Consider the following 17,580-nt stretch of genomic DNA (forward strand, 5'->3'; position numbering starts at 1 on the left):
GCAAAAAATACAGTTATATGTACTATCATTAGAATGGTACATAGTTATCTGTGTGTCAAGGAGGTATTGCATGTTTTCCGAGAAAATTCGCCAGCTCCGGAAAGATCGCCATCTGACCCAGGCAGAGGTGGCCAAGGAGGTCGGCCTGTCAGCCCGGGGCTATCAGGACCTGGAGCTGGGCGCCAAGCCCCGGTATGACGCGCTGCTGCACATCGCGGACTTCTACGGCGTGTCCGCAGACTGGCTGATGGGCCGCACGGACAACCCTGCTGTGAATCGCTGAAAAAGGAACTGCGGGAGGTCCAATATGTTTGCCGATAAAATTCGAGTCCTTCGTAAAGAGAAAAAGCTGACCCAGGCAGAAGTCGCCAAGGAGGTCGACCTGTCAGCCCGGGGCTATCAGGACCTGGAGCTGGGTGCCAAGCCCCGGTATGACGCGCTGCTCCACATCGCGGACTTCTACGATGTGTCCGTGGACTGGCTGATGGGCCGCACGGACAATCCCCATGCACACCGATGAAAGGATTTCCACCTTATGACCGAATTCCTCGCCGGACAATTTGATATCGCCGTGATCGGCGCGGGCCACGCCGGGATCGAGGCGGCGCTGGCCGCCGCCCGGCTGGGGATGGAGGCCATCGTCTTTACCATCAACCTGGATGCGGTGGGCAACATGCCCTGCAACCCCGCTATCGGCGGCACCGGCAAGGGCCATCTGGTCCGGGAGCTGGACGCCCTGGGTGGCGAAATGGCGAAGGCCGCCGACGCGTGCTGCATCCAGTACCGGCTGCTGAACAAGGGAAAGGGCCCCGCCGTCTGGTCCCTCCGGGCCCAGGCGGACCGGCGGCGTTATCAGGAGTACATGAAGCACACCCTGGAGCAGCAGGACCATCTGACGGTCCGCCAGGGCGAGGTGGTGGAGGTCCGCACGGAGAACGGCGCGGTTTCCGCCGTGGTGCTGGCCACCGGGGCGGTGTTCTCCGTGAAGGCCGTGATCCTGGCCACCGGCACATATCTGGCGGGCCGCACCATCGTGGGCGAGTGCGTGGAGGAATCCGGCCCCGACGGGATGCACGCCGCCGGACGGCTGACGGACTCCCTGCTGAAGCTGGGCCTGCCCCTGCGGCGGTTCAAGACCGGCACCCCGCCCCGGGTCAACGCCAGGAGCGTGGACTTTGACGAGATGGAGCTCCAGCCCGGCGATGCCTTGCCGGTCCCCTTTTCATACGGCACCCAATCCCCGCCGGAGAATCGGGCGGTCTGCTGGCTCACCTGGACCACGGAGGAGACGCTCCGGATCGTCCGGGAGAATCTGGACCGGGCGCCCATGTACTCCGGCGTCATCGAGGGGGTGGGCCCCCGCTACTGCCCCTCCTTTGAGACCAAGGTGGTCCGGTTCCCGGACAAGCTCCGCCACCAGCTGTTTGTGGAGCCCATGGGCCTCAACACTGAAGAATTGTACATCCAGGGCTTCTCCTCCTCCATGCCGGAGGAGGTGCAGATCCGGATGCTCCGCAGCGTGCCGGGCCTGCGCCATGCCGTGATGACCCGGCCTGCCTACGCCATCGAATACGACTGCATCGACCCCCTGGCCCTGCGCCCCACTCTGGAGTGCAAGGCTGTGCCGGGCCTATACGGTGCCGGGCAGTTCAACGGTTCTTCCGGGTACGAGGAGGCGGCAGTCCAGGGCTTTGCGGCCGGGGTCAACGCCGTGCGGAAGCTGCGGGGCGAGTGCGATTTCATCCTCTCCCGGTCGGAGAGCTACATCGGCACCCTCATCGACGATCTCGTCACCAAGGGCACCAACGAGCCCTACCGGATGATGACCTCCCGCAGCGAATACCGCCTGCTCCTCCGGCAGGACAACGCCGACCAGCGGCTGACCCGCCGGGGGTACGACATCGGCCTGGTGCCGGAGGCGCGGCTGCGGGCCGTGGAGGCAAAGTACGACGCCGTGGCCCGGGAGATCGCCCGGCTGACCCACACCGGCGTCTCCCCCTCCCCCGCCCTGGCCTCCTTTCTGGCGGACAAGGGCACGGCGGACGCCCCGGACGGCTGTCCCCTGGTCGCCCTGCTGCGGCGGCCCCAGCTCACCTACGCGGACCTGGCCCCCTTCGACCCGGACCGGCCGGACCTGCCGGCAGACGTGGCGGAGCAGGTGGAGATCAGCGTGAAGTACGAGGGGTACATCCAGCGCCAGCAGAAACAGGTGGAGGACTTCCAAAAAATGGAGCGGCGCCGCCTGCCGCCGGATCTGGACTATTCCTCCATCCAGGGGCTGCGGCTGGAGGCCCGTGAGAAGCTGAACGCCGTCCGCCCGGCGGACCTGGGGCAGGCCTCCCGGATCTCCGGCGTCAGCCCTGCCGACGTGACGGCGCTGATGATCTATCTGGAGCGGTAGTGCGGCGCCTGCCCCTGCTCCACTCCCAGGGCCAGGCCCAGCTGGAGGCCTCTGGCAAAGGCCGCGGTACACCATTGGAGACGCAGGCCCGCCACCTGGTCGAACAGGCCGAGGCGGATGTCCTCCGGCGCGGCGGCCAGCACCTCCTCCAGCACATGGTCCTGGAAGAGCGGCTCCTGGCACAGCGCCGCCTCTGCGTACTCGTCGTAGAGCCATTCGTAAATTTCTTTCACAAGCGCCCTCCTTTCACGATATTATATATCGTGTTTATTGTAACACGAGATCTTGTATCAGTCAATAGAAAGGGACCCCTCTATGGATGTGATTCTGCCTATTTTTTCCCAGCGCCTGAAGCAGCTGCGCAGGGACCGCAAGATCACGCAGAAGGCGATGGCCGAGCTGCTTGGAAAAACCGAGCGCCATTATCAGGCAATCGAGGCCGGATGCATCAACGTCCCCGCCACACAGCTGATCTTTTTGGCCGGATATTTTCAAACAAGCGTGGACTACCTGCTGGGCCTCTCGGACCAGCGGTGACCCGCTCTCCCAGAACTTAGAAAAAGCACCATGCCCCGCCGCATGGAAGGAAAGGAAGCTCCCGCCCATGATTATCGACCTGACCCACACCATCACGCCGGAGATGCCCATGTATCCCGGCTCCGCCGCCCCCTCCATCAAGCCCACCGGCTCCCTGACCCGGGACGGGTTCCGGGAGACCCAGTTGACCATCGCCTCCCACACCGGCACCCACATGGACGCCCCGTCCCACATGCTTCCCCGGGGCTCTACGCTGGAGGTGCTGCCCGCCTCCCAGTTCTGCGGCCGGGCCGTGGTGCTGGACGTATCGGACCTGCCGCCCGGAGCGTCATCACCGCCGACTACCTCCGGGAGCAGAACGGGACCATCCGCTCGGCGGATTTCGTGCTGTTCTACACCGGCTGGGAGCGGAAGTGGGGCACCGGCGCCTATTATGACGACGATTTCCCCGTGCCGGACCAGGAGGCGGCCAAATATCTGGTTTCCTGCGGCCTCAAGGGCGTGGGGACCGACGCCCTCAGCGTGGACACCCTGCGGGATCAGCAGTTCCTGGCCCACAAAACTCTGCTGGACGGCGGTCTGGTGATCCTGGAGAGCCTGTGCCTGAAAAAGGTCGTGGGGCGCACCGACCTGATGCTTTTCGCACTGCCCCTGAAATTTGAGAACGCCGACGGCGCGCCGGTGCGCGCCATCGCGGAATTCCGGGACTTCCCGGAGGAAAAGGAGATGGAGGCGCTTTGAGAAAGTTTCTGGCCATCCTGGTGTGCAAGCTGGGCCGCGCCGTGGGCAAGCTGGTGGGCAAGGGCAGCTCTATGCCCGGCAAATTCGCCCTGAAGATCTGCCCCGATATCCTCGCCCGGGTCCAGCTGCCCAGCCACATCATCGCCGTCACCGGCTCCAACGGCAAAACCTCCACCGTGGAGATGATCGCCGCCATCCTGCGGGCCGGGGGCAAAACCGTGGTCTACAATGAAGAGGGCTCCAACCAGATCGAGGGCGTCACCACGCTGGTGCTGACCCACGCGTCTCTCACGGGCCGGGTGCGGGCGGATGTGCTGCTGATCGAGTCCGACGAGCGGTACGCAGCCCAGAGCTTCCGCTACTTCCACCCCACGGAGTTCGTCATCACCAATCTCTACCGGGACCAGCTGACCCGGAACGGCCATCCGGAGTGGGTGTATGACGCCATTCTCCCGGCCCTCCATCCGGAGACGGAGCTGATCCTGAACGCCGACGATCCCCTGTCCAGCTGCTTTGCCCGGGGACGGGACAGGGTGAAGTGGTTCGGCCTGGACCGCTGCCCCTCCGACACCGCGTCCCCCACCGGCGTGTACCACGACGGGGCCTGCTGTCCGGTGTGCCATGCCCCCATGGAATATGACTACGTCCACTACAACCACATCGGCGCTTTCCGCTGCACGAAATGCGGCCATCACAAGCCCGCCACGGACTACACCGCCACGGCGCTGGACCTGGGCCGGGGCACCCTGACCATCGACAGCTCCATCACCATCCAGCTGGCCTTCCGCAGCATCTACAACGTCTACAACATCCTGGCGGCCTATGCCGCCTGCCGGGAGTGCGGCGTGGCGGCGGACACCGCCGCCGGGGTCATCAACAACTACATCCTGAAGAACGGACGGATGCAGAAATTCACCCTGGGGGAGCACCGGGGGATGCTGCTGACCAGCAAGCATGAGAACTCCATCGCCTACGACACGAACCTCCGCTACATCCGCGCCGCCCAGGAGCCCTGCACCGTCCTGGTGATCGTGGACGCGGTGAGCCGGAAGTACTTCACCAGCGAGACCAGCTGGCTGTGGGACATCGACTTCGACCAGCTGAACGCCCCCCAGGTGCAGCGGATCATCCTCTCCGGCCGGTATTGCAACGATCTGGCGGAGCGGTTCTCCTTCACGGACATTCCCCGGGAAAAGGTCACGGTCCAGGCGGACATCCCCGCCGCGGCGGCGGAGCTGAAGGCGGACGGCAGTGAAAACGTATACGTGGTCACCTGCTTCTCGGACCGGGACAAGATTCTCTCCCAGGTGGTAAAGGAGGCGTGAGGACATGGAACTGAAGATCATCCACTTTTATCCGGATCTCATGAGCCTTTACGGCAGCTATGCCAATGTGTCCGTCCTGCGGCGGTATCTGGAGGCCCTGGGCTGCGCCGTCACGGTGCAGGCCGTCATCCCGGGGGAGGGCGCGGACATCACCGGCGCCGACTTTCTCTTCATGGGGGCCGGCACGGAGCGGGCCCAGCGGTTTGCGGCGGAGGACTTCGCCCGGTACGGCGCGGCGGTGAAGGCCGCAGCGGAGGACGGCACCGCCATGCTGTTCGCCGGCACAGCTATGGAGCTCTTAGGCGCCTCTGTCACCGACAGGGACGGGGACACGTATCCCGGCATCGGTCTGGCCTCTTTCACCACGGTCCAGGGCAAGCGGCGGATCGTAGGGGATGTGTACGGCGTTACAGCCCTGTTTCCGGAGGCCGTGGTAGGCTTCATGAACAAGTGCGGCCAAATCCGCGGCGTGGAGGCGCCGCTGCTCACCGGTCTCTCTCTAGGCTTCGGCAATGAGGCGGAGAAGGGCCCGGAGGGCTTCCACTGGAAGAACGTGTTCGCCTCTGAGCTCACCGGGCCAGTTCTGGTAAAGAACCCCCGGCTGCTGGAGGCTGTGGCGGACGCCATCTGTACCCGGCGGGGCATTTCCCTGCCAGAGGAGCGGCCGTCCTTCCCCTATGCAGAGGCGGGCTACGCCATCACAGCAGAGCAGTTGAAGCTGCGGGCCGAGGCCCGGCAGTGATTGCAGGGAGAATCCGCCAGGACGGCCGCCTGTGGGCGGCCGTCCTGTTTTTTGCAGAGGCCCGCCGGGGCCGTGCGCATCCAACTCCAGCCACAGACTGACGCAGGGAAGCGCGACCATGGGGGACATTGCCCGGAAAACGGACCGGGGAGCGGTTGCAAGCCGCTCCCCGGTCTTATTTTATTCCGTATTGCTTAAAACCTCATTGTGCTTATCCACCACGCTGATCTCCAAATCCCGGTAATCCGCGGTGTTCGGCTCCTCCGTCACCCGCAGCAGCCAGGGGGCCTCATACTCCGTATCCAGCAGCTGCCCATTCTGTGTCACCACACAGTAAGGTGTAAAATTCTCTCCCAGGATGAACCAGTCCCCCGCCCGCTGCTCCATACCGGTGATCTCGATGGGCACCATGCCCATCTCCATCTCCGTGGGTCTGTAGCGGGCCTCGCCCTCATAGCAGTATCCTTTTCCATAGAGGGCGTCATATTGCAGCATCCGCAGGTCCGCCCGGTATGTAGGCTCCTCCCGGCAGGTCTGCTGGAAGGCGGTCATCAGCCCGGTGGTGATGCCCAGGCGGCCCAGCACAGCGGCGGAGAGCTGATAGGCCGCCAGGGGCTCGTCCTGCTGTTCCAGCCCAAAGTTGTCCCAGATGATGTACTCTGTGCGGTAGAGGCTGCTGCTCTCCATGTTCTCGGCCTCCAGCCCCAGCGCCGGCAGGTGGTCGCCGTAGAGCACCAGCACCGTCCGCTCGTCCCGGGCCTCCAGCTCCTGGATCAGATCCCCCACAAAGGCGTCCATCTCATGAATCTGGTTCACATAATACTCCAAAGCCCAGCGGTACGCCTCATCGGGGCACGCTTCCACCGTGACGGCCGGGTCCTCCAGCTCCGGCTCCATGGGGTATTTGCCGTGGCCCTGCACAGAGACCGTGAACACCAGATCCGCCTGGTCCTCCGTCACATCCAGCGCCTGGAGGATCTGGTCCTTCAGCACGCCGTCCTTAGCCCAGTTGGTGGGCGTCTTCTCCACCGCAGGCATATACTCCAGGGCGGTAAAATCATCAAAGCCCAGATTGGGATAGACCTCGTTCCGGCTGTAAAAGGCCGCCCGGTGATTGTGGATGGCATGGGTCGCGTAGCCGTTTTCCTTCAGGTCGTAGGCCACAGACTCCACGGTCTGATCCTTCAGGCAGGTCTGGAAGGGGTACTCCCCGGGTCCGAAGAACCGGCTGCTCATACCGGTAAGCACCTCGAACTCTGTATTGGCTGTGCCCGCGCCCACCACCGGCACCGTCAGATAGCCGGAGGAATACGCTTCCTTCAGCGCCGTCCAGTTGGGCACCGGATCCTCCGACAGCTCCAGGCCCTGGATCATGGATGGATCAATATAGGACTCCAGCTGGATGAAGATCACATTCACATCCGTCTGCGGATCGGCGGAGAGCGCCGCCGTCTTCTCCTCCACCGACCGGACAATATCCGCCACCGCCTTCTGGCTGTAATTGGCCGGGCGGCGGATCCCCCGGTTCAGCCAGGTCTGCAGGAAGCAGTAGGAAAAGCCGTAGTCCTCGTAGGCAAAGGCCAGGTTGGCAAACTGGTCTGACAGGTTGCCTGTGAAAAAGGCCAGGGCGCATCCGCCGCCCATCAGGGCGCCGGAGACCGCCATCGCTCCGATGCCGGTGAGAATCCGGGTCCGCAGCGGACAGCTGCTGCGGGGCCCCTTCCAGAACAGCAGCACCAGCCCTGCGGCCACCAGCACCAGCGCCGCGATCAGCAGAATGATGTAGCCGGTGGAGAGATAGTTGGGGACCGTGTCCAGCCCCGTTTCAAACACCGTCAGATCCGCCACGGTGAAGGGCGTCATACGGTTGAGGAGGATGAACCCGTTCACGCCGCCGCAGATCAGCCACAAGAAGGACACCAATGCGCACCAGAACGCCCGCCGCCGCAGAAAAAAGGCGGGGCAGAGCGTCAGCAGTACAATCAGGAAATTCACCAGAAATGCCAGCGGTTCCTCCGTCATAAAGCGCCAAAAGCTGGCGGGCCCATCTGTGAAGCTCTTGTGATTGAACAGCTCCACCACGACGGTGACCGCTAAAGCCAGCAGCGGAAGATACAGGAACGCTCTGCGTTCCTGTCGATGCCGTTCGGCATCCGCGGCCGCCGGCGGCAATGTCTGTTGCATCGGAATGACCTTCTTTCTTTTCATAGATTTTTTATTATAGCGCCTTTCCCTCTGCAATTCCATGAATTTTTTGCGAACTTTTTTCTTTTTCTTTTCTAAAATTTCATCTGATTTTGAAGAAAGTCTCCCTGCTCCATCGTATTGGAAACTGCGGCGGAAACCTCTTGACAGGCGGCCCCGTTTGTATTATTGTACTATCGTAATAGTACATTGAGAGGAGCGGATTTCATTTGCAGCAGCGATCCAAGTTCATTCAAAGAACCAGCGCTCTGGCGCTGGCGGCGGTCCTGGCACTCGGCATGGGTGTTCAGGCGGCCGGACCGGGCGCATCCACAGTGGATGACCGGCGGGAGGACCTGACCATATTTTATGAGACGCTGAAAGACAGCCATCCGGATCTTTTTGCCAACACGCCGGAGGAGACCTTCCTGGCCCGCAAAGCAGAGCTTACAGAGCATCTGGACAGCGCAAGCGACGTAGAATTTCTCTTCGGCTTGCAGAGTCTGGCCGCGCTTGTGGGCGACTCCCACACCAGCGTCCAGGTGGCGGACAGCGTGGTGGACCAGCTGAATGCCTATCCCATGGTGCTGTCCTGGCGGGACGGGCACTGGTACCTGACCACAGTTCCGGCTGAGGAACAGGATCTGCTGGGCGCGGAGGTCACCGCCATAGGCGGCCGCTCTATGGCAGAGGTGGTGAAGACCTTTGGCCGCGTGCTCAGTGCCGACAACCCGGTGAAGCTGCGGCGGCAGTACCGGCAGGTGTGCAATGTGGCGGATTACTACGCCTATCTGGGTCTGGCAAAGGCGGGTGAGCCTCTGGCCCTCACCCTGGCTGACGGCAAGACCGTCTCCATCGCTCCCATGCCCTACCTCTCCCTGGGAGAGGCGGAAATTGTCCAGCTAGGCGCTGAGGTGCCCCAGCCCGCCACTGCCCGCCAGAAGTGCAATTACTGCGCACTTCCGCTGAGCGGGCAGGTCTACTATATCCAGTACAACGTCTGCCAGGAGGACCCGGCGCTGCCCATGGAGGGCTTTGCCGCCCAGGTGCAGGCGGACCTGGAGGCCGGAAGTTACAGCCGCGTTCTCGTGGACCTGCGGAACAACGGCGGCGGGTCAGACGGCGTAATCTGGCCTCTGCTGTCCGTCCTGCGGCAGGAGATGGATGATGGGACCGAGGTGGTGGGACTCATCGGAGAGGCCACCTTCTCCTCTGCCATCATCAATGCCGTAGAGCTGCAGGAAATGGGCATCCCGCTGGTGGGAGAGCCTGCCAGCGGCAGCGTGGACCACTTTGGCTCCGCCAGTGGCTTTTCTCTGCCCAACTCCGGCATCCAGATTGGTGTCTCCTCCAAATACATCGACCTGGGCACCCTGCTGGACGCCGACGCCGGACGGGGCGTGGAGTCTCTGGAGCCGGATATCGCCGTTCCCCAAACCATGGCGGATACCCTGGCGGGCAGAGACACCGCTGTGGAGTGGCTGCTGGCCCATCCGGAGACGCTGGAACAGCGGGAATACCCGGATGCGCCGCTCACCCGGGGGCGGTTCGTGGGGCAGCTGTATGCTGCGGCCGGGTCCCCTGCCGCAGCGGCGGAGGCCGGTTTCCAGGATCTGCTGGGCATCGAGTGGTTCCTGCCGGCGGTGAACTGGGCCGCGGAGACCGGCGTCACCGGCGGTACGGCGGAGGGCGCCTTTGCGGCCGCCCGGCACCTCACCTGGCAGGAAGCCGCCGTCTTTCTCGTCCGCACTGCGGAGGCCCTGGGGCTGGAGCCGGAGGCTGTCCGCACCGCGCCTCTGCCCGATGCGCTGGCGGAGGGTGCCTGGGACCAAACCGCTCTGGAACTGGCCTGGGAATGGGGCCTGCTTCCGGAAGACGCGGGCAGCGCCGCCGAAATCGCTCGGGTCCAGGGCGGGGCCATGGCGGATACCTTTGCGGCCCTGCTGTAACCCCACGAATCGTCTGACCAGAAACAGCCCCCGGACGCTGCGGCGTCCGGGGGCTGTCTCAACCTCTCTGACGGCGGTGTGCCGCTGTTCTCTGACGGGCTGTCTTCCAGGCGCACGTCCCGGCAGAGAAAAGGACCGCGGGATAACTCCCGCGGTCCTCTGATATGGTATATGCTTACTCGCTGTACATGGCCTTCAGCTTCAGCAGGTGCTGATAGCGATCCATGGCAGCTTTCTCGTTGCGCTGGAACAGCTCGCCGGCGCGGTCGGGGAACTCGCGGGTCAGACGGCTGTACCGGGCCTCGTTCATCAGGAACTCCTGATAGCCGCCAGCCGGCTCCTTGGAGTCCAGCGTGAACTTGGCACCCTCAGCGGCGGGGTTGAAGCGGAACAGGTTCCAGTAGCCGCACTCCACAGCCTTCTTCATTTCCTTCTGGCAGTTCATCATGCCGCCCTTGATGGAGTGCATCTCGCAGGGGGCGTAGCCGATAATCAGGGACGGGCCGGGATAAGCCTCGGCCTCCTGAATGGCCTTCAGGGTCTGGGCGGGGTTGGCACCCATGGCCACCTGAGCCACGTAGATATAGCCGTAACTCATGGCGATCTCCGCCAGGGACTTTTTCTTGATCTCCTTGCCGGCCGCGGCGAACTGCGCCACCTGGCCGATGTTGGACGCCTTGGAGGCCTGGCCGCCGGTATTGGAGTACACCTCGGTATCAAAGACGAAGACATTCACATCGTTGCCGGAGGCCAGGACGTGGTCCAGACCGCCGAAGCCGATGTCGTAGGCCCAGCCGTCGCCGCCGAAGATCCACATGGACTTCTTGGACAGGAACTCCTTGTCCGCCAGAATCTCAGCAGCCAGCTTGCAGGCGTCACACTGGCACAGCGTCTCGCCCTTTGCCTTCAGCTCCTCGCCGAAGGCATGGATCTCCGCCTTGGGATTGGCCAGCAGCTCGTCCACAGTGCAGATGCTGCTCTCCAGGGCGGCGATGTATGCCTTGGTGGCCTCGCCGTTGGCGGCGCTGTCCTCCATGGTGTCCAGCCACTTCTGGCCGGCCTCCTTCAGAGCGGGCACTGCCCAATCCTTGGCAATCAGCTCCCGGGTCAGATCCGCCAGACGGCTGCGGGTGGCCTGCTGGCCCAGATACATGCCCAGGCCGTGCTCAGCGTTATCCTCGAACAGGGAGTTGGCCCAAGCGGGACCATGGCCTTCCTTGTTGGTGCAGTAGGGAGAGGTGGCAGCCGGACCGCCCCAGATGGAGGAGCAGCCGGTGGCGTTGGAGATGTACATCCGGTCACCGAACAGCTGGGTAATCAGGCGGGCATAGCTGGTCTCGGCGCAGCCGGCGCAGGAGCCGGAGAACTCCAGCATGGGCTGACGGAACTGGCTGCCCTTGACGGTGTTGTCCTGCATGTCCTTCTTCTCGGACACCTGGGAGACGCAGTAGTTGAAGACCTCCTGCTGGGCGGCCTCCTGCTCCTGGTCCACCATGGTCAGGGCGTCCACCGGGCACTGGCCCACGCACACGGCGCAGCCCATGCAGTCCAGCGGGCTGATGGCCATGGTGTACTTGTACACGCCCTTGCCCTTGCCGGCCTTCACGTCCACGATCTTGGCGGCGGCGGGGGCATTCTTGGCCTCCTCCTCCGTCAGAGCGAAGGGACGGATGGTGGCGTGGGGGCAGACATAGGCGCAGTTGTTACACTGGATGCACTTGGTGGAATCCCAAGTGGGAACGGACACGGCCACGCCGCGCTTCTCATAGGCGGCGGCGCCCAGCTCGAACTGGCCGTCCACATGCTTGACGAAGGCGGACACGGGCAGGCTGTCGCCGTCCATGCGGCCCACGGGGTCCAGAATCGTGCTGACCTGCTCCACCAGAGCGGCGGGGCCCTCGTGCTTGACGGGCTCGGCCTCGTCCACAGCGTTGGCCCAGTCGGCGGGCACATCGAACTTCTTGTAGGCGGTGGCGCCGGCGTCGATGGCCTTGTGGTTCATGTCCACGATGTCCTGGCCCTTCTTCAGGTAGGAGTGGGTGGCGGCGTCCTTCATGTAGCCCACAGCCTCGCTCTCAGGCATGACCTTAGCCAGAGAGAAGAAGGCGGACTGCAGGATGGTGTTGGTGCGCTTGCCCATGCCGATTTCCTTGGCCAGGTCGATGGCGTTGATGGTGTAGACCTGAATGTTGTTCTTGGCGATGTAGCGCTTGGAGGCGGCATCCAGATGGTGGCTCAGCTCCTCGTCGCTCCACTGGCAGTTGATCAGGAACACACCGCCGGGCTTCACGTCCCGGACAATGGGGAAGTGCTTGGTGATGTAGGCGGGCACGTGGCAGGCCACGAAGTCGGCCTTGTTGATGTAGTAGGAAGACTTGATGGGGGAGTCGCCGAAGCGCAGGTGGCTGATGGTGACGCCGCCGGTCTTCTTGGAGTCGTACTGGAAGTACGCCTGGACATACTTGTCGGTATGGTCGCCGATGATCTTGATGGAGTTCTTGTTGGCGCCCACGGTGCCGTCGCCGCCCAGGCCCCAGAACTTGCACTCAATCGTACCGGCGGGAGCCACGCTGGGAGCGGGCTTCTCCTCCAGGCTCAGGTGGGTCACATCGTCCACGATGCCGATGGTGAACTCGCGCTTCATGGAATCCTTCTTCAGCTCGTCATACACGGCGAAGACGGAGGCGGGCGGGGTGTCCTTGCTGCCCAGGCCGTAACGGCCGCCGATCACCTGGATGTCGGTCCGGCCGGCGTTGGCCAGAGCAGTGACCACGTCCATGTACAGGGGCTCGCCCTGGGAGCCGGGCTCCTTGGTGCGGTCCAGCACGGCGATCTTCTTGCAGGTGGCGGGGATGGCGGCGAGCAGCTTGTCCGCACGCCAGGGCCGGTACAGCCGGACCTTGATGAGGCCCACCTTCTCGCCGCCCGCATTCAGATAGTCGATGACCTCCTCAGCCACGTCGCAGATGGAGCCCATGGCGATGATGACGCGGTCTGCGTCGGCAGCGCCGTAGTAGTTGAACAGCTGATAGTCGGTACCCAGCTTCTCGTTGATCTTGCCCATGTACTTCTCCACCACGTCGGGCAGAGCGGTGTAGTAGCTGTTGCAGGCCTCACGATGCTGGAAGAAGATGTCGCCGTTCTCGTGAGAGCCGCGCATGTTGGGCCGCTCGGGATTCAGGGCGTGCTTGCGGAACGCCGCCACGGCGTCCATGTCGCACATCTCCTTCAGGTCATCGTAATCCCACACGGCGACCTTCTGGATCTCGTGAGAGGTCCGGAAACCGTCGAAGAAGTTCACGAAGGGAACGCGGCCCTCAATGGCGGCCAGATGGGCCACGGGCGCCAGGTCCATGACCTCCTGCACGTTGCCCTCGCACAGCATGGCGAAGCCGGTCTGGCGGCAGGCCATGACGTCGGAGTGGTCGCCGAAAATGTTCAGGGCGTGGGTGGACACGGTACGGGCGGACACATGGAACACGCAGGGCAGCAGCTCGCCGGCGATCTTGTACATATTGGGGATCATCAGCAGCAGGCCCTGGGATGCGGTGTAGGTGGTGGTCAGCGCACCGGCGGCCAGGGAGCCGTGGACCGTGCCGGAGGCACCCGCCTCGGACTGCATCTCGACGACCTTGACAGTGGTGCCGAAAATGTTCTTCTGACCAGCGGCGGACCACTGGTCGACCAAGTCTGCCATGGGAGAGGACGGGGTGATGGGATAGATCCCCGCCACTTCGGTAAACGCATAGCTGACATACGCAGCTGCGTTGTTACCGTCCATGGACTTGAACTTTCTTGCCATAAACTTACCTCCTATAAATGTGCTGCCCACACGACAGCATTCTGAACCAACATGAACACGGTCGCATTCCCCCGAATGCTCATGCAGTGTTATTATATCACTTGAAATTTGCCGTGTAAATAACTGCCTTGTTATTTTTTGCGCAAATTTTCTGGTTTCTGCGGAAACGTCAAGACTTCCTGGAATTTTCAGGCCAGTTTTGGAATCCGGGGTTTCTTATTTCGTCGTTTTGTGGTAAACTGACTTCCGTGAAAACGGCGGTTTTCGACAATTCGCAATCGGCTCTTCCGGCAGCGGGCGGCAGCCTGGAGCGGGAGGGCTTCTGGAGGTGGTCGTTTATGGTGGTGACGGTGCGCTCCCTGGGACTGAACGGCATTGCCGGGTATGCGGTCAGCGCGGAGTGCTTCCTCTCCGGCGGGCTGCCCGCCTTTGACATCGTGGGTCTGCCGGACGCCGCCGTGCGGGAGGCCCGGGAGCGAGTCCGGGCGGCGGTGAAGAACTGCGGGGCCAAGTTCCCCGTCAGCCGAATCACGGTGAATCTGGCCCCGGCCGGGCAGAAAAAGGCGGGCACAGTCTACGACCTGCCCATCTTTGTGGGGCTGCTGGCCGCAGGACGGGAGCTGCCGCCGCCGGCCCAGCAAGCGGCGTTTATCGGGGAGCTGTCCCTCACCGGGGCGCTGCGGGGCGTCACCGGCGTGCTGCCCATGGCCCTGGCAGCCCGGGACGCCGGTGTGAAGGAGCTGTATGTCCCGGCGGAGAACGCCGCTGAGGCCACGCTGGCAGGCGGCCTCACCGTCTACGGCGTACCGGATGTAGGGGCGCTGGTGCGCCACTTGCGGGGCGAGGAGCGCCTCTCCCCCGCCTCGGCCTGGGTGCCGGAGGCAGAGGAGGCCGCCGGGCCGGATCTGCGGGATGTGATGGGCCAGGAAAATGCCAGGCGGGCCCTGGAGATCGCCGCGGCAGGCGGCCACAACCTGCTGCTGATCGGCTCCCCCGGCGCAGGCAAGTCCATGCTGGCCAAGCGGCTGCCCTCCATCCTGCCGGATATGAGCCGGGAGGAGGCGCTGGAGGTCTCCGGCATCTGGTCCGTGGCGGGGCTGGCGGACCCGCAGCACCCCCTGCTGACCCGGCGCCCCTTCCGCAGTCCCCACCACACCGCATCCGCCGCCGCCCTCACTGGAGGCGGGCCGCTGCTGCGGCCGGGGGAGATCTCCCTGGCCCACAACGGCGTGCTGTTTCTGGACGAGCTGCCGGAGTTCCACCGGGACGTGCTGGAGGCCATGCGCCAGCCCCTGGAGGACGGCACGGTGACAGTGGCCCGCTCCGGCGGGACGCTGCACCTGCCCGCCCGGTTCCAGCTGGTGTGCGCCATGAACCCCTGTCGGTGCGGCTGGCGAGGGCACCCCTCCGGGCGGTGTACCTGCTCGGACCGGGAGGTGGCCAAGTATGTGGAGAAGATCTCCGGCCCCCTGCTGGACCGGATCGATCTCCACGTCAGCGTTCCCGCGGTGGAATACGCATCCATGCGGCGGAAAGAGACTCCGGAGAGCTCCGCCGATGTGAAGTGCCGGGTGGACGCGGCCCGGGCTGTCCAGACCGCCCGCTTTGCCGGCACCGGCGTCACCTGCAACGCCCACATGACCGCCCCCATGATCGGGCAGTTCTGCCGCCTGGACCACGCCGGCGATGCGCTGATGAAGTCCGCCTTCGAGCGGATGGGCCTCACCGCCCGGTCCCATGATCGGATTCTGCGGGTAGCCCGGACCATCGCGGACCTGGACGGTGCGGCGGACATCAGGCCGGAGCATCTGGCAGAGGCCATCCAGTTCCGGAATACCGATATTTTGAAGGGATAACCGGGTCCCCGCCGCAGCCCAGCGCAGCGGACTTTACGGGGGCAAGGCGGAAGCCATTCCGTTCCGGAACCGGACATTCCCAAAGGATCAGAAAACCAGGCGGCCCCGGAATGGGGCCGCCTGGTTCACTGTGGCGGAAATAACGTGGTCAGTGCCGGTTCCAGAGAAGCAGGGCCGCCAGCAGCGGCACTCCCAGAAGCACCGCTGCCAATATTATGGCGAAGATCCGGGCCCTTTTGCGGAACCCCTCCGGCGAGTAATCCATATCTCCCTTTTTCAGGCGGTGCAGCCAGAACGTGTTCAGGCCCCAGATCACCAGGCCGATCACCGGTACGATCACAAAAACCGAAAACCATCCGTCTCCGTTGGAACCATAATACAGCGGGCTCATTCTCCAGATTCCTCCTTCCGCCAATCGCCGACTCTCCTCTTTACCGGATGAAGTTCATCATGGGACGGGGCGTGCTCTCCGGCACAGGGACCCTGCTCTCCGCCAGCACCTTCACCATCCAGGCCATATCCCGGCCCAGGCGGGCGGCCACCTCCATGCCCTCCTCGTCTTTCAGGGCCTCGCCGGGGTCCGCGCCGTGTACGGCGCCCCAGTAGTCGGAGGTGACGATGACCATCTCCATGGCATCCATGGTGCCCAGCAGCTGCTGATACGTCTCCATGCCGCCGCTGCGGCGCAGGGTGCACAGGGCGCCCCCCACCTTGTGGTGGAGCTGATTCACCCCGCAGCCCGCCGCCAGCATCAGCCGGTCCAGCACGCACTTCATATTGCCGGAAATACCGCCGTGATACACCGGAGCTGCCAGCAGGATGCCGTCCGCCTCGATGCAGGCGGCGATGATGTCGTTGACCATATCGTCGGTCTGGACACACCGGAGGCTGCCGGTGTTCAGGCAGTGGTAGCAGGCCATGCAGGGATGGACCTTCGCCCCGGGCTGGAACACCTGGAACTCCACCCCGGCGGCCTCCACCTCCCGCCGGACCACCTCCAGCACCTGGGCGGTGTTGCCGTTCTTTCTGGGACTGCCGTTGATGGCCACGATCTTCATAAACTTCCCCTCCATAATTTGGTTTCCCCCTGTTGTCCCTCCATTATAGCAGAGGGCTGGACGGCGGGCAAGAGCTCCTTTTCCCCCATAAAAAGAGACGCCCTGACGGGCGTCTCTTTGGGGCTCTGGGGAAGATCACCAGCGGTCGTTGTCGATGTCCCGGCTGAAGATGGTCCCGGTGACGGCGTCGATCTCAAATTCGTACTCGGTCCAGCCGTTGCGGATCTCGACTTCATACTGCGCCCGGCCGTCATCCCAGTCAAACTGGCACTTCACCACCGTGGAGCCGCTGGGCGTCTCCGCCAGGGCGATCTGCTGGGCCCGCTCTGCGGTGATATAGTCACCGCTGGAAGAGTTGCTGCCGTTCCCGGAGGGGCGGCTGGTGCCGTTGTTCCAGATCTGGAAATTCTCCAGCTCCCGATCGGAGCTGAGGATGGCGCCGGTGACGGCGTCGATGTCGTAGTCATATTCGGTGGTGCCGCTGTAAAACTCCACCTCATACTTCATCCGGCCGTCATCCCAGTCCAGGTTGGCCCGCAGGAACACGGCGTTGGCCTCTTTGACACCGGCGTCATTCAGGGCGATCTGCTTGGCCCGGTCGGCACTGATATAGTTGCCGGAGGCGGAAGAGGCGCCCTGCTGGCTGGCGGTCCGGTCCGCGGTGGTCAGCTGGACCGTGCGGGTGGCCGAGTTGAAGGACACGTCCATACCCATGGCCTCGCTGATGGCCCGGACGGGGACATAGGTGGTGCCGTTGTAGAGGAACACGGGGACCTGCTTTCCGGCGGCATCCCGCGGGGTGAATCTGGCGCCGTTGAGGGTGATGCCGATGCCGTCCTCCACCTGGATGCTGCGCTTGGAGGTGGCGGTGGCCGTGACGCACAGTGCTGCGATCAGGACCGTCAGGACCAAACCGGAGCCGAAGCCCTTCCAGAAACCGTTCTGCTTCATTGTTCATTCTCCTTTTCATGTTCTGCATTCGGCG

General features: G+C 63.7%; 15 protein-coding genes and 1 pseudogene. 10 read left to right on the forward strand and 6 right to left on the reverse strand.

Annotated features, from left to right (window positions below):
- Positions 1–70 precede the first annotated feature (70 nt).
- From EIO64_RS09965 to mnmG, 3 genes are read left to right on the forward strand one after another with little or no spacing between them, the layout of a single operon-like run.
- Positions 71–283 carry a helix-turn-helix domain-containing protein gene (locus EIO64_RS09965; RefSeq protein ID WP_021750803.1) on the forward strand — a complete coding sequence of 71 codons (213 nt, stop codon included), beginning with the start codon at positions 71–73 and terminating at the stop codon, positions 281–283.
- Between the two features lie 24 nt (positions 284–307).
- Positions 308–520 (forward strand): helix-turn-helix domain-containing protein, encoded by a 213-nt coding sequence (locus tag EIO64_RS09970; protein WP_025545450.1) that lies wholly within the window; start codon positions 308–310, stop codon positions 518–520.
- A gap of 15 nt (positions 521–535) precedes the next feature.
- Entirely contained in the window at positions 536–2,401 is a 1,866-nt protein-coding gene (gene mnmG, locus EIO64_RS09975; protein WP_136891282.1) for a tRNA uridine-5-carboxymethylaminomethyl(34) synthesis enzyme MnmG, read from the forward strand.
- Here mnmG and EIO64_RS09980 read toward each other — a convergent pair.
- The gene (locus EIO64_RS09980; protein ID WP_021750806.1) at positions 2,386–2,634 is read right to left on the reverse strand and encodes a hypothetical protein; all 249 of its coding nucleotides are present in this window, start codon (positions 2,632–2,634) and stop codon (positions 2,386–2,388) included. The genes mnmG and EIO64_RS09980 overlap by 16 nt on opposite strands.
- 82 nt (positions 2,635–2,716) lie before the next feature.
- On the opposite strand from EIO64_RS09980, the gene EIO64_RS09985 reads away from it, so the two are divergent.
- From EIO64_RS09985 to EIO64_RS10000, 5 genes and pseudogenes are all read left to right on the forward strand, one after another.
- The gene (locus EIO64_RS09985) at positions 2,717–2,938 is read left to right on the forward strand and encodes a helix-turn-helix domain-containing protein (RefSeq protein ID WP_021750807.1); all 222 of its coding nucleotides are present in this window, start codon (positions 2,717–2,719) and stop codon (positions 2,936–2,938) included.
- Positions 2,939–3,047: 109 nt separating this feature from the next.
- Positions 3,048–3,194, forward strand: a pseudogene (locus tag EIO64_RS18805) (cyclase family protein); the annotation flags it as partial.
- Positions 3,195–3,322: 128 nt separating this feature from the next.
- A complete protein-coding gene (locus EIO64_RS18810) occupies positions 3,323–3,679 on the forward strand; it encodes a cyclase family protein (RefSeq protein WP_283251943.1) in 357 nt (118 codons plus the stop codon).
- Entirely contained in the window at positions 3,676–5,004 is a 1,329-nt protein-coding gene (locus tag EIO64_RS09995; protein WP_021750809.1) for a Mur ligase family protein, read from the forward strand. Before EIO64_RS18810 ends, EIO64_RS09995 begins: the two co-directional genes overlap by 4 nt.
- Before the next feature lie 4 nt (positions 5,005–5,008).
- Entirely contained in the window at positions 5,009–5,746 is a 738-nt protein-coding gene (locus EIO64_RS10000; RefSeq protein WP_136891283.1) for a type 1 glutamine amidotransferase, read from the forward strand.
- Positions 5,747–5,926: 180 nt separating this feature from the next.
- Here the strand turns inward: EIO64_RS10000 and EIO64_RS10005 are convergent, their stop codons facing one another.
- Positions 5,927–7,930 carry a sulfatase-like hydrolase/transferase gene (locus EIO64_RS10005; RefSeq protein ID WP_158629763.1) on the reverse strand — a complete coding sequence of 668 codons (2,004 nt, stop codon included), beginning with the start codon at positions 7,928–7,930 and terminating at the stop codon, positions 5,927–5,929.
- 230 nt (positions 7,931–8,160) lie between these two features.
- Here EIO64_RS10005 and EIO64_RS10010 point away from each other — a divergent pair, with 230 nt between their 5' ends.
- Positions 8,161–9,879, forward strand: a complete 1,719-nt coding sequence (locus tag EIO64_RS10010; protein WP_136891285.1) for a hypothetical protein — start codon at positions 8,161–8,163, stop codon at positions 9,877–9,879.
- A gap of 175 nt (positions 9,880–10,054) precedes the next feature.
- Here EIO64_RS10010 and nifJ read toward each other — a convergent pair whose 3' ends face one another.
- Entirely contained in the window at positions 10,055–13,681 is a 3,627-nt protein-coding gene (nifJ, locus tag EIO64_RS10015) for a pyruvate:ferredoxin (flavodoxin) oxidoreductase (protein ID WP_136891286.1), read from the reverse strand.
- Positions 13,682–14,019: 338 nt separating this feature from the next.
- Here nifJ and EIO64_RS10020 point away from each other — a divergent pair, with 338 nt between their 5' ends.
- Positions 14,020–15,537, forward strand: coding sequence for a YifB family Mg chelatase-like AAA ATPase (locus EIO64_RS10020; protein ID WP_036631099.1), 1,518 nt, complete (start codon positions 14,020–14,022; stop codon positions 15,535–15,537).
- A gap of 148 nt (positions 15,538–15,685) precedes the next feature.
- On the opposite strand, the gene EIO64_RS10025 is transcribed toward EIO64_RS10020, so the two are convergent.
- The 3 genes from EIO64_RS10025 to EIO64_RS10035 form a co-directional block, all read right to left on the reverse strand.
- A complete protein-coding gene (locus EIO64_RS10025; RefSeq protein WP_136891287.1) occupies positions 15,686–15,928 on the reverse strand; it encodes a hypothetical protein in 243 nt (80 codons plus the stop codon).
- 40 nt (positions 15,929–15,968) lie between these two features.
- On the reverse strand, positions 15,969–16,610 hold the full coding sequence (locus tag EIO64_RS10030) for a flavodoxin family protein (protein ID WP_021750817.1): 642 nt from the start codon (positions 16,608–16,610) through the stop codon (positions 15,969–15,971).
- 120 nt (positions 16,611–16,730) lie between these two features.
- Positions 16,731–17,546, reverse strand: coding sequence for a PepSY domain-containing protein (locus EIO64_RS10035; protein WP_021750818.1), 816 nt, complete (start codon positions 17,544–17,546; stop codon positions 16,731–16,733).
- Positions 17,547–17,580: the final 34 nt, after the last annotated feature.

It is taken from the genome of Dysosmobacter welbionis, from assembly GCF_005121165.3.
Taxonomy (GTDB): domain Bacteria; phylum Bacillota; class Clostridia; order Oscillospirales; family Oscillospiraceae; genus Oscillibacter; species Oscillibacter welbionis.